The organism is Psychrobacter maritimus, assembly GCF_029953575.1.
GTDB classification, from domain to species: Bacteria; Pseudomonadota; Gammaproteobacteria; order Pseudomonadales; family Moraxellaceae; genus Psychrobacter; species Psychrobacter maritimus.
The window spans coordinates 451931-464955 of record NZ_CP124526.1 but is presented as its reverse complement, the minus strand read 5'-3'; the positions used below and the strand labels follow the sequence as shown (position 1 = coordinate 464955).

Sequence of the window (13025 nt, the reverse complement as noted above, 5' to 3'; positions counted from 1 at the left end):
AATGAGAGTAAAGACAGCGATTCTGAAGACATTAAGGCTAAAGATGCTGAAGAAAACTATCTACCGCTACTGGCATTACGCGATGTGGTTGTTTATCCGCATATGCAGATTGCCTTGTTTGTCGGTCGTGCGCCCTCGGTAAAAGCCGTGGAATTGGCACAAGCCGAATATGGTAATAAAGTATTGGTCGTGGCACAAAAAGACTCGCTAACCGAAGATATTGATCAAGACAACTTGTATCAGTACGGAACTGTGTGCCGCATCGTCAGCACCATGCCGCATGATAGCGATGAAAATTGCATCAAAGTATTGATTGAAGGTCAATACCGCGCGCGCGTCAATAACATTGAAAATCATGACGAGCTATTGATGGCAAGCTTTGACCGTGCCGACCTCGATGTCAGTATGGATGAGAGCCAGCAAAAAAATACCATTCAAGCCTTAACGACGTTGTTTGAAGGCTATGCCGACGCTCGTCTACGTAATGCTCGTGAGCTAACTCGCGTAGCAAAACGCATCGATGATTTGCTTGAACTGGTCTATTTCATCTCAACCCGCGTGTCGATGGATTTGGATATTAAGCAATCGTTTTTAGAAGAAGACGATATCAAAACCCACATCAATACCTTGACCGAGTACTTAGTTAAGCAAAGCGCTGAGCAAAATATCGAGCAAGATATCCAAGATGCGGTTCGTCAGCAAATGGAAGACAACCAGCGTGAGTACTTCTTAAACGAGAAAATGAAAGCCATCAAAAACGAGCTGTCAGATATGAATGACGGCGCGTTCGATGAAGATGATGTGGCTGAGCTTGAGCAGCGCTTAGAAGATGCTGACTTGCCAGAAGATGTGCGCAAAAAAGCCGAACAAGAGCTGAAAAAGCTTAAAATGATGCCGCCTGCATCGAGTGAATCGTCAGTGGTGCGCAACTATATTGAGTGGATTTTGGATACGCCGTGGAATGCGACGACCAAAGTTTCTATCAATTTAGATAAAGCGAAAACCGTCTTAGACGAAGACCATTATGGTTTACAAGATGTGAAAGATCGCATCTTAGAATACCTCGCCGTACAGTCGCGGGTGAAAAAACTTCGTGGTCCGATTCTTTGCTTAGTCGGTCCTCCGGGTGTTGGTAAAACTTCATTGGGTGAGTCGATTGCACGTGCAACGGGTCGTAAGTTTGTGCGTATGGCACTGGGCGGCGTCCGTGATGAAGCGGAAATCCGCGGTCATCGCCGTACCTATATCGGTGCGATGCCGGGTAAAATTGTGCAGTCATTGGCAAAAGTCGAAGTTAAAAACCCGCTATTTTTATTAGATGAAATCGATAAAATGGCGCAAGACTTCCGCGGTGATCCAGCGTCGGCGTTACTTGAAGTGCTAGACCCTTCACAGAATGATACCTTTAACGACCATTATCTAGATATGGACTTAGATTTATCGCAAGTGATGTTTATCTGTACTGCCAACAGCATGGATATCCCGCCTGCCCTGCTTGACCGTATGGAAGTCATTCGTCTACCGGGTTATACCGAAGAAGAAAAGGTCAATATTGCGCAGAAATATCTTGTGCCAAAAGCGATTAAAAACAACGGTCTCAAAGAAGGTGAAATTGAGATTGTAGAAGCGGCATTGCATAGCATCGTGCGTAGCTATACCCGTGAAGCCGGTGTGCGTAACCTTGAGCGTGAAGTCAATAAAATCTGCCGTAAAGTCGTTCGCGGTTCGGTTGAAACCCATGGCGCACGTGCTCCGAAGAAAGCAGAACGTCAGCTAATCGTGGTCGATGACAAAAACATCGATGACTATCTAGGCGTCCATCAGTACGATTATGGTCTGGCGGAAGAAGAGCCTGAGATTGGTCGTATTACGGGCCTTGCTTGGACACAAGTCGGTGGCGAGCTATTAACCATCGAAGCGGTGGCGATGAAAGGTAAAGGCGAGCTAAGCTTTACCGGTTCACTCGGCGATGTCATGAAAGAGTCGATTCGTGCAGCAATGAGCGTGGTCCGTGCTCGCGGTGATAGCTTAGGGATTGATTACGAGACCTTTAAAACTACCGATGTCCACGTGCATATGCCAGAAGGCGCGACCCCGAAAGACGGTCCATCTGCTGGTGGTGCGCTCACGACAGCGCTGGTCTCTGCCTTAACTGGCATTGCCATTCGTCCAGATATTGCGATGACAGGCGAGATTACCTTGCGCGGTAAAATCCTACGCATCGGTGGTCTAAAAGAGAAGCTACTTGCTGCGCATCGCGGTGGTATCAAGCATGTGTTGATTCCAGCGACCAACGAGCGCGACTTGGCTGATATCCCTGAGAACGTCAAAGCTGGCTTAACCATTCAACCAGTGGCCACGATTGATGAGATATTAAAAGTAGCATTGGTGAGTATGCCAGTGCCGCTTAAGCCTGTGAAAGTGACGGTTGATAAAACCTCAAGCAAGGCGCTGCATAACTAATCTGATTAGTTACTAATCCAGTCTTATAAATCAAAAAGCCGCTCATCGTCATGATGGGCGGCTTTTTTTTGGCAATAATAAAAAACAATCTGGTCAAAACCCTGTGCTATATTTTAGACAAATGTTTATTTGGTAATAATTATGATTTTGAAACACTTGATTTTAAATCGTTTCGCTCTATGTGCATGTTTAGCTGTCTGGTTTTCAGTAAGTCTAATGGGTTGTCAGCCTAACGTTGTTCCGAGCATTATGACAACACTTCCTGTTCCCGACAAGATGACGTCTGCGCCAACACAGCAAACGCCAGCTATTAAAGGGCAGGCTCCAGAACCTACTAAAGCCACAACTCTGCAATGGGCAAGCCATTATCAGTGGCAATTGGCACACGTCAAAGATCAGAAAGGAAACCTTATTAATATCGACACGGCTAATCCCATTACTTTAGCAGTCGCGCCCAGCTCATTAAGCTTATCTCAAGGCTACCAGCATTTTTCAATCGACTTTGGGTGGATGGATGCGCCACCTTTTGAGTATGGTAGCGATCTTAGACAAAAACCCTCTGACTGTAAAAACACCCCTAGCAATAAAATGAATCAAGGCGATATAGAAGCGCTATTTCCTAAAAACGGCCTATTAAAATTAGGGATTACGCTGTCAGCAGTAGCAGAAAATAAGCTCGACAACATTCAAATGGCACCGAAAAATTTGATGATTAAAATCGAGAATGGCAATACATTAATATTCACAGGTAAGCCTCTAGCCTTTAGAAAACCAACGGGATTACCAATTGATAATGCATTACTAGAGCGTTACGATTGGCAGCTAAAGAGCGCCGTTCGTAATACTTTTGATGTTAATAGAAAGATTATATCTCGACAATCTATTGGTGATTTTTATCATCCAGAGTTTCCAGTATCGTTGATATTTAGAGGATATGATGATAGTCAATATGCGTCATTTAACTCAAACTGTAATGGCGTCGGTGGTCCATATATTTTGATGAGAGATTATACCTTGCTAGTTGGCTCAGGAATGCAAACCGTCATGGGCTGCGGCATCACTGGCAATAGAATTGAAAATGAGCTTTCTAAGCTGGTTAGTAACAGTAAAAGCACCCTGAGCTTAAGCCTACAGCCGTCTATTTCATCAGAATCTCAGTCAAAAAACCAAACCGATTTTCCGCGCTATAACCTATTGCAAACTTTTGATTCAGGCGAAACACTCATTTGGAAAAACGAAGTAAAGAAAATACCTTAGCCTCTATTCATTTTCATATTTTTTAAAAAGGATTTTACAATGCTCCTGCCAACTATAAAGCGCTCATTAACTATTATCAGCTTGTCTGTAGCAGTGGGATTAATGGGTTGCCAGTCTGCGCCATTGAATAGTACCCAGCAGACCACTATCGTCAACGCACCTGTTATTAAAGATAAATCTAACTTTACTGACGAGATAGTAATTAAAGAATCACAAGTAATGCAATGGGTAGCTCACTATGACTGGCAATTGGCGCAAGTAATTCATCAAAACGGTAACATAGTCGATATCGAAAATTTCGCACCGATTACCTTAGCAATAGAACCCAGTGCAGTCAGATTTTATCAAGGCTGTGAACAGTATATGATGGATTTTCAGTCGCTGTCCGCGCCGCCTTACCCCTATTATTCTCATCTTGCCAAAGTTCCAGCGAACTGTAACGATGACAATGACTTTGACAATGCCCTTGATAATAAAACTGTGATTACAGAGGATAATAGTATTCAATCGTTATTTGTTAAGTACGCACCTGTTAGGCTTAATTTTGAGTTATTGCCAACTTCGCATTTAACATCAGAATCAGCGCCAGTCGTCACACAAGCTGCCACTAAAGGCTTGGCACTTAATATCGAAAACGGTAATCGCTTAATATTCTCAGGCACAGCCAAAGCGCTACCTACTGCCACTGGATTGCCCATTACTAACGAGTTATTGGAGCGCTACGATTGGCAGCTGGTGAGTGCCGTCAGTAATACTTATGATAAAAAAGGGGAATTAACTAGAAAACCTTTGGGCAATTTTTATCACCCCGATCACCCTATTTCAGCGAGCTTTGAGAGTTGGCCTAACAATCAATACGCATCCTTTAGCTCAGGCTGTAACGGCTCGCGCGCGCCCTATTTTTTACTCAATGATAATACTTTCAAAGTCGGCACCATCATCAGCACTGTAATGGGCTGCGGTGAGACAGGCAATCGCATTGAAAGCGCTTTGTTTGATTTGATGCGTGATAGCAGCAGTCAGCTAACATTAAGCTTACAACCTTCACAGCCAATATCGCCAACAGCAGACAATCAGACCGATATGCCTCGTTATAATTTATTGCAAACGATGGCAACAGGCGAAACCTTAGTTTGGCAAAACGAAGTAAAGAAAATACCGTAAACAACTTTCAAACCCATACGATACTTACATTTATTAACCGATTGTTGCGCATTTGATGAATAACTATATCTAACGCTTGGCTATACTGGTTGCGGTATTAGGCAATATTTGAATATCTTAACTAAAACTATAGAAACTCATCATAACGATTAAATATAAATGGAGATAATAATGAATAAGACGATGCTTGCAAGTGCCCTATTATGTGGTTCAGCGTTGGTAATGACGGGTTGCCAAACCGTCGAAGGACAAATGCAAACCGGTAATCCACTTAGCCAACCTGCGCTAAAATCTACTATCAATGCAGTCGCTGGTAATAAAAATGAAGTGGGTCAAGTATTCCTACGTCCAGTTGATGGCGGCGTACAAGTCTACGGTAAGCTCATGAATCTGCAACCAGGTAAAACAGTATCACTACACATCCATGAAACGGGTAGCTGTGCTGATATGGGTAAAGCGGCAGGTGGTCACTTTAATCCAGATAACAAACCGCACTCTCACCCTGATGATATGAATGGTCATGCGGGCGACTTACCGAACTTAACCGCCAATGCCGATGGTGTTGCTACTATCAACTTTGTAAATAAGAAAATCTCCGCTGCTGATGCCGGAAAATATAGTGTTAACCGTTTAGCCTTTATCGTGCACAGCGGTGTTGACGACTATACTAGCCAGCCAGCTGGTAATGCAGGCGATCGCGTTGCTTGCGGTATCATCGAAAAGAACTAATCGTATTTAGCCAATAACTTTTAAAGCTCAATACTGTTAGTATTCTTAAAATTGATAGCATAAAAAAACCTCTTAGATTATCTAAGAGGTTTTTTTATTTAAAGCGATTTATGGTAAAAGTAAAACAGGTTTACTCTTCTACCCATTCACCATTACGCCAATACACACCCCAGCGGGTGGCTTTGCCGTTTTTCTCAGAGCCGATATACTGCTCTTTTTTCTTGCGCGACCAGCGCAAAATGGTTGGATTGCCATCAGGGTCTTCGTCTGGACCTGCGAACAGATACTGGAACTTATCTTCCATCTTATCTTTGATTTCGCGTAGCTCAGCAAGCTTTGGCGGACGTGTTTCGCGTACTTTGGGGAACTTAGATGCCGCTAAGAACATCCCTGCCGCGCCCTCACGTAAGATAAAATAATCATCATGCTTGGTTGATTTTAGCTCTGGCAAATGGATAGGATCCATACGCGGCGGTGCAGCTTCGCCAGTTTTGAGCACCTTACGGGTATTGTCACATTTCTGACAAGCAAAGTAAGGACCAAAACGTCCGGTTTTTAGCTCCATCTGCCCATCACACTTATTACAGTCGATGGTTGGGGCGTCTGAACCCGGTACTTCAAATTTACCTTCTTCTAAGATATAACCGTCGCAATCAGGATTATTACCACAGATATGCAGCTTAAGACCACCGTCGACGATATAGCCATTCATGGCCGTACCGCATTTCGGGCAGCGCTTTTTCTCCATCAAATCTTTAACTTCGGCCGCTTCGTCATCGCTGTCACTATCATCAAGATTGGCGAACGCTTCGACTGGCATTAAGTTCTTAGTGCCTTTACAGCGCTCTTTTGGCGGTAAATTATAGCCAGTACAACCTAAGAATACACCGGTTGAGCCGGTACGTAATTGCATCGGACGATCGCAAATATCGCAATGCACATCTGGCACATCGGTTGGATCATTCGGGCGCATACCGTCTTTTTCTTTGGCACGATCTAGGGTCTTTTTAAAGTCGCCATAGAAATTATCGAGGACATCTTTCCAGTCGGTATCCCCTTCAGCGACATGGTCAAGCTTGTCTTCTAGCGCGGCGGTAAAGGTATAATCCATCAAGTCTGGGAAACTTGCCGTCAATCTATCAGTGACGATATCGCCCATTTTTTCGGCAAATAAACGTTTATTTTCAAGCTTTACATAACCGCGATCTTGAATGGTTGAGATGATAGAAGCATAAGTCGATGGACGACCGATGCCTTTTTTCTCCAGCTCTTTGACCAAGCTTGCCTCGGTATAGCGCGGTGGTGGCTTGGTAAAGTGTTGACTAGGATCAAGCTTATCGAGCGTTAATTTATCGCCTTGTTTGACATCTGGAAGCAAAGTATCGTCGGTTTTCGCTGGTGGCATGACTTTAGTAAAGCCATCAAACACTAAGGTACGACCGCGGGCTTTTAGCTCAACATCATTGGCAGCGACGAATAGATTCACTGATAAGTATTTTGCTGGCAGCATCTGACAAGCCACAAACTGACGCCAAATCAGCTCATATAGGCGGATTGCATCACGCTCAACCCCTTTTAGCTGGGTTGATTTCATATTGACGTTAGACGGACGAATGGCTTCATGCGCCTCTTGTGCGCCTTGTTTATTGCCATAGAAGTTCGGCTTTTCTGGCACATATTTTGCGCCATAGCTGTCTTCGATATAGCCCCGTACCGCCGCCAATGCATCACCAGACAGGAAAGTCGAGTCGGTACGCATATAAGTAATATGACCGGCTTCGTATAAACGCTGCGCCAAAATCATGGTTTTCTTAACTGAAAAACCTAAGCGCGTGCTTGCTGCTTGCTGCAACGTCGAGGTAATAAAAGGCGCACTGGGACGCGATTGCGTTGGCTTCTCTTCGCGCTCTTTAACAATAAAGTCGCTTGAGTTAAGCACTGCTAAGACTTTATCGGTCTGTTCTTTATTGACAAGCTTTAGCGTTTTGCCGCCTTGCTTGGTCGCTTCTAGACGAATGGCAATTTGCTCAGCGTCTGTGGCTTTTTTGGCTTTACTATCGGCAATATGGGTATCAGCATGAATCTGCCAGTATTCTTCTGGAATAAAGGCGCGAATCTCATGCTCTCTTTCCACAACCAAACGCATGGCAACGGACTGGACACGACCTGCTGACAGACCGCGAGCAACCTTTTGCCACAGCAGCGGCGATACCATAAAGCCAACCACGCGGTCTAAAAAGCGCCGCGCTTGCTGCGCATTCACACGGTCAATATCAAGTTTGGATGGTTGCTTAAAGGCATTTTGAATGGCGGATTTGGTAATCTCGTTAAAGACCACGCGCTCATATTTGCTGTCTGCGCCGCCGATGACTTCTTTTAGATGCCAAGCAATCGCTTCCCCTTCTCTATCCATATCCGTTGCGAGATAGATTTTATCAGCGTCTTTAGCTAAGGCTTTAAGCTCTTTGATGACCTTGGTCTTGTTGGGCAATACTTCATAGACTGCCGCCCAGTTATGTTCTGGGTCGACGCCCATGCGCCGGACCAATGCTTGTTGGGTTTTTTCTTCTTTGCTCAGGCTGTCATCTTTTTTGCTCGCCGCTGGCTTCTTCGCGCTTTTACTCGCGCCCACTGGCAAATCACGGACATGACCGATACTTGAGCGTACGATAAAGTCATCGCCCAAGTATTTGTTAATGGTTTTTGCCTTGGCGGGTGATTCTACGATCACCAAAGACTTGCCCTTTGGACTGTCTTTAGTTTTGTCAGCAGCCGCAGCTGGACTTTTTTTGGTTGCGGGTTTTGCCATAAGTGACGACACCATAATAAGTAAATTAAAATAAGGATAAATTCAGCAGCATGGCAATTTATAATAGTTAGTTATAATGGCTCAGCGAATTATTGTAGTAAGGGCTGCTGATAAAAACGGTTATAAAACAAACAATAACCATAACGCATACATACAGTTATAAAGACGTTACACTGCTAAGCATTAAGCTGTCAACTGAAAATGACTGAGAGTTTGCCAAAAGGACTTGCATATTGCCTCTTAATGGAGACGAAAAACTAATTTGCTAGCTTGCAACGATTTTTATAGCTGCTTTTGCATCTGTAATGCCCATCTCTCAAGGTTTTCTTTCAGTATTAATAAGTCGGTTTCAATGGCTTTTTGCTGATAAGCAGGGTTGGTTATGGGGCGCACATAGGCAATATCTTCCCAATAAATAATAATGCTATTCGACTTAACCAATAATGCTTTTACAAATGGCTCAATACCAACGGGCAGCGCTAAAGGCTCTTTATCCAAGCTAAAATTGGCCTGTATTGCTAAGCCATTGTTTAAGCTGTTGTTGTCGCTACTGGCATTGATATTGTTACTGCTGGCATTGCTAGCCGGACGCCATTGTCCATCTATCACCTGATAGCGCGTCAGTGGCAGTTTTATATTCTCCAGCACCAAACCATATTGCCCAATCATGCCGCGACCATACTCATTGTCTTTGCCCTTTACCCAATCTGGGCAAGTAACTAACTTGGGATTAAGTTGTAAGCGACGCGCCGTCATACGCAGCTTATCCAAACGCTGGTCGATTCCGCTAGGTTTGAGCGCCATCATACTCCCTAATACGAATAGTACAATGGCGATCGCAATCCATATTCCCATAACAGTCTGACCTTTTAGCTTAAATGAAGTAATGCTATAAATTAAAATAGGGCTAATAACCTATAAGCGTGGTTATTGATATAAAAAACTTAAATACAAACGGCTGCTAGCTGGGTGCTTATAATGAGCGCAAACCATTAAAAATCAAGCGCCCTGAAATGCTATCGTTGATAACTAGCGAAATGCTGAGCAAACCTGACACTTAGCAACGCCTTATTATTTATAGTGGCATATCAAATACTTAGTACAGAAAGCCACTGATTCGATAACAAGATGCAAAAAGTTGACCGCCTAAAAAAGTGCTATGATAAACCATAATTTTAAACACGCGCAGGTTTATTATGAATTATCATCTTAAGCGAAACTCATCGACCGCCTCACAAGTAAGTAAATGCGTCGGTAAAATCATGCGTAAACCGCGTCTTGCTATCTCGCTAATAGGCGCGGCTTTGTTTACATTATCCGGCTGTGCGACGACCCAAAACCTAACGCCCGAACAATGTCAAAGCAGCAATTGGCAAGAAGTCGGCTATGCCGATGGTATCCGTGGGCGCTCAGGTGCTTACTTTGGGCACTATACCAATCAATGCGCAAGTGTCGTTGGCGCAACGCCAAACCGCGTATTGTGGGAACAAGGTCGCCAGCAAGGGTTGAAAAACTACTGCACTGAGCTCAATGCTTATAAGCTTGGCCGCGAAGGCTATGATTGGCAGCCTGTCTGTCCGCTCGAAGGCATCGAAAAGCTCGAGGAAGCGTACTCCCAAGGACGTTACTATTATATCCGCCAGCGTGACCTTGATTATCTGCGCTCGCCTTATCCGTTTGGTTATGGCTCTGGACGCTTAGGTTATGGATATCGCCCATTTGGCTATGGCTGGTAATCGCTATATAAAGCATTCAACTTAATAAACTGTTCGCTTAGCTTAAAGGCAGCTGAAAAAAAGATAACCTCGCAAGGTTGCCCAAGCGAGGCCGGAGAAAAGAGTTATTATTTTAATTATTCTTGTTATTGTCTTGGTTATTTTTTTATTAATAAGCCTACTGGTTTATCTTGGCAGTCTGTTTTTCTAGAGACTGTTTTTCTAGAGACTGTTTTTCTAGAGACCATTCTTCTAAAGGCTTTTTTTCATAGCGCATTTACTTTTAAGTCCTGCACATTTTAAAAGATTACTCGTTAACAAAAGCAATCTTACTTAGCCCCGCTTGACTGGCAGCCGCCAATACTTGCGCCACGGTATCATACTTACCTTCTTTATCAGCTCGCAGCTGGATAGACGGATCCTTACCGCTCGCCGATTGCGCTTGCAGACGCGCTGCTAATTCCTCCATGCTAAGAGGCTCATCATCCCAAAATAAACCTGCATCTTTATCAATGCTAATTTGAATGGCTTCTGGCGGCGCTTGGTTTAGCTCAGCACTGGTCTTTGGTAAATCTAAGGGTACGGTTGGGTTTAGCACCGTCGCCGTCAATAAAAAGATAATCATCAATACCAGCATGATATCGATAAGCGGAATAAGGTTCATCTCATTCATGCTTTGAACGTCATCATCACCCAATTGAAATGCCATAATTATTCTCAATATCGTTAATTAGAATCTTTGCCACTCGTGCTTTTAGCTGATTTTCGCGTTGCTTTTCTAAACTGCTTTAGCTTAGCGCTTCTTTGTTAAACAATCATGACAACTGCGATGGCGCTGACTTACGATAAAGTTCAGATGACTGAACGGCTTTTTGCTCAGAGCTCACACTTTTGGTTGATTGTGCTTGAGTCGTACTAGACTTACTGTTTGCTGTTGATTGCTGAGCTGATGGTTGCTGAGAAGCCGCGATGTCGGCAGATTGCGCCAACAAATCATGCGCTCTATCGTTGGCATGGTACATCACGCGGCGATTGATACGCACCGCTAGGTTATAAAACACCACCGCTGGAATGGCAACAGCAATCCCCAAACCCGTCATAATAAGGGCTTCACCAACTGGCCCTGCTACTTGCCCCAAGCCCGCTTGCCCACTAACGCCAATATTATGTAGCGCATGAAAAATACCCCACACCGTGCCAAACAATCCGATAAACGGTGCAATTGCTGCCGTTGTACCAAGGATAGGTAGACCGCGCTCACTGGCAAAACGGTAGCGACCGATATGCTTAAGTAAGGTCTGCTCAATTACCAAACGCCGTGTCGCACCATCCGTATCAATCAAACGTGCGCGCCTGCTATGAATCTGCGCACTCAAATTATCGGCGACACTAGCGGCCAGTTTGCGACTTTGCAGTATACGAATGATACCGGTCACCCAAGAGACGATAGATAAGGCAAGGAGCAAGAAGAATAAGGTTCTGGTCACCATATCGCTATATTGCCAGTAGGTCGTAAAGTCCATGTCAGACTCCTTAAAGTGGGATGTCATTACTTGTTATTTTATAATTATCGATAACAGTTGGCGGCAATAATGTGTGCCACTTAGATATCTTGATAACTGGTTTTTGTATCTCTATGGAACTGCATAAGCGATAGGCAAGGTCACATTACCGACCACTGGCACACCGTTTTTGCTAAAGGGTTTGAACCTACCAGAGCGGACTTGGCGCTGTGCCTCTTTATCGACCAGTGAGTTGCCTGATGATTGGGCAATTCGCACGCTATCGATACCACCTTGTTTATTGACCCTTAGTACTAATACCACATTAAGCGTATCGCCTGAACGGGCTCGCTTGGCGGCACGCTCAGGGAAGCTAAAGTTTGGCGCTGATGCCCAATTGGCATTGCTGGCGGTAAAATTGACAGGCTCATTACTCGCCGTCGCCGCTTTGGCTTCAGCATCTGCTCGAGCAGCGGTCTCTGCTGCTTGTATTGCAGCCTTTGCCTGTGCTGCTTTTTGAGCGGCCTCTTTTGCAGTCTTTGCATCTGCAGCAGCTTGTGCCTCGCGGGCAGCTTTGGCGTCTGCGACTGCCCTAGCGTGGGCGTCTTGAGCGGCTTTTTCCGCTTGTGCCGCTATTATCTTACGTTGCTCATCGGCCATCGATGTATCTATTTTAGGGGATTCTTTTTTAATAATGTCAGGCTTTTTGTTTTCTACTTTAGCAACAGGTTCGACATCAGCCGTTTTGTTCTTTATCTCTGTTGGCTTTGCTGTCACTACTTTAGCTTTCGGTTCTGCTATTGGTTTTTGTTGTGGCTGTGGCTTAGGCGGCTCTATGCGCTCAGGCTCTACTATTGGCTGAGGCTTTTGCTGAACGACTGGTTGCTCCGCTTTTACCTCAGGCTCGGTATTTGGAGCAGGCAATGAGACGAACTCTATCTCGATAGGCGGCGTTACTTGTACTCGCTCAATTTTAGGCTCAGACGGTTTTATCGTTACCAAAGCAACGGCCGTGAGCACATGTAATCCCACCACAACGATAATAGCGATAAGTATTGCTTTCAGTGGTGGCGCGTCTAAATCCGTTGAACTCATAACACCCTAACATTTAACCGTCATAGAATGGTGTCGATAATAATGCAAACGATAATTATTATCAATAGTAAATTTCCAATATCTTTAGTCTAATCTCTCATATTCTAGAAAACCCTGATCAGCAAAACCCAATATAAATAATTACTGACACCTTATGACGTAAGCATTTTATAAGATTAATATAGTAAAAATTGTCAACGTTAATAAAAACCATTATCATTTTTATTGATAATAAGTCTCAATTACTTTATCATGATGCTGTTTTATGATACTTATAGAAGCAACTTATCA

General features: G+C 44.2%; 10 protein-coding genes. 5 read left to right on the top strand and 5 right to left on the bottom strand.

Translation table 11 applies throughout. The features are described from left to right. Window positions 1–30 precede the first annotated feature (30 nt). The 4 genes from lon to QJS82_RS02025 all read left to right on the top strand — a co-directional run bounded on the left by lon (window position 31) and on the right by QJS82_RS02025 (window position 5613). Window positions 31–2463: an endopeptidase La gene (lon, locus tag QJS82_RS02040; protein WP_438656642.1), complete on the top strand. Its 2433-nt coding sequence runs from the start codon at window positions 31–33 to the stop codon at window positions 2461–2463. 249 nt (window positions 2464–2712) lie between these two features. Next, the gene (locus tag QJS82_RS02035; RefSeq protein WP_201619671.1) at window positions 2713–3720 is read left to right on the top strand and encodes a hypothetical protein; all 1008 of its coding nucleotides are present in this window, start codon (window positions 2713–2715) and stop codon (window positions 3718–3720) included. A 39-nt stretch (window positions 3721–3759) separates the two neighbouring features. Then, window positions 3760–4884: an META domain-containing protein gene (locus QJS82_RS02030; protein WP_281491072.1), complete on the top strand. Its 1125-nt coding sequence runs from the start codon at window positions 3760–3762 to the stop codon at window positions 4882–4884. A 171-nt stretch (window positions 4885–5055) separates the two neighbouring features. Next, entirely contained in the window at window positions 5056–5613 is a 558-nt protein-coding gene (locus tag QJS82_RS02025; protein ID WP_281491071.1) for a superoxide dismutase family protein, read from the top strand. 130 nt (window positions 5614–5743) lie between these two features. Here the strand turns inward: QJS82_RS02025 and topA are convergent, their stop codons facing one another. Together topA and QJS82_RS02015 are read right to left on the bottom strand one after the other, a co-directional pair. After that, window positions 5744–8422, bottom strand: coding sequence for a type I DNA topoisomerase (gene topA, locus QJS82_RS02020; protein WP_281491070.1), 2679 nt, complete (start codon window positions 8420–8422; stop codon window positions 5744–5746). Between the two features lie 282 nt (window positions 8423–8704). After that, window positions 8705–9277 (bottom strand): hypothetical protein, encoded by a 573-nt coding sequence (locus QJS82_RS02015; RefSeq protein ID WP_281491069.1) that lies wholly within the window; start codon window positions 9275–9277, stop codon window positions 8705–8707. Between the two features lie 341 nt (window positions 9278–9618). On the opposite strand from QJS82_RS02015, the gene QJS82_RS02010 reads away from it, so the two are divergent. Next, window positions 9619–10158 (top strand): DUF2799 domain-containing protein, encoded by a 540-nt coding sequence (locus tag QJS82_RS02010; protein WP_281491068.1) that lies wholly within the window; start codon window positions 9619–9621, stop codon window positions 10156–10158. A 286-nt stretch (window positions 10159–10444) separates the two neighbouring features. On the opposite strand, the gene QJS82_RS02005 is transcribed toward QJS82_RS02010, so the two are convergent. The 3 genes from QJS82_RS02005 to QJS82_RS01995 all read right to left on the bottom strand — a co-directional run bounded on the left by QJS82_RS02005 (window position 10445) and on the right by QJS82_RS01995 (window position 12734). Continuing rightward, the gene (locus QJS82_RS02005) at window positions 10445–10846 is read right to left on the bottom strand and encodes an ExbD/TolR family protein (RefSeq protein WP_201608826.1); all 402 of its coding nucleotides are present in this window, start codon (window positions 10844–10846) and stop codon (window positions 10445–10447) included. A gap of 106 nt (window positions 10847–10952) precedes the next feature. Further along, the gene (locus tag QJS82_RS02000; RefSeq protein ID WP_281491067.1) at window positions 10953–11660 is read right to left on the bottom strand and encodes a MotA/TolQ/ExbB proton channel family protein; all 708 of its coding nucleotides are present in this window, start codon (window positions 11658–11660) and stop codon (window positions 10953–10955) included. 111 nt (window positions 11661–11771) lie between these two features. Continuing rightward, window positions 11772–12734, bottom strand: coding sequence for an energy transducer TonB (locus QJS82_RS01995; RefSeq protein ID WP_281491066.1), 963 nt, complete (start codon window positions 12732–12734; stop codon window positions 11772–11774). Between the last annotated feature and the right edge of the window lie 291 nt (window positions 12735–13025).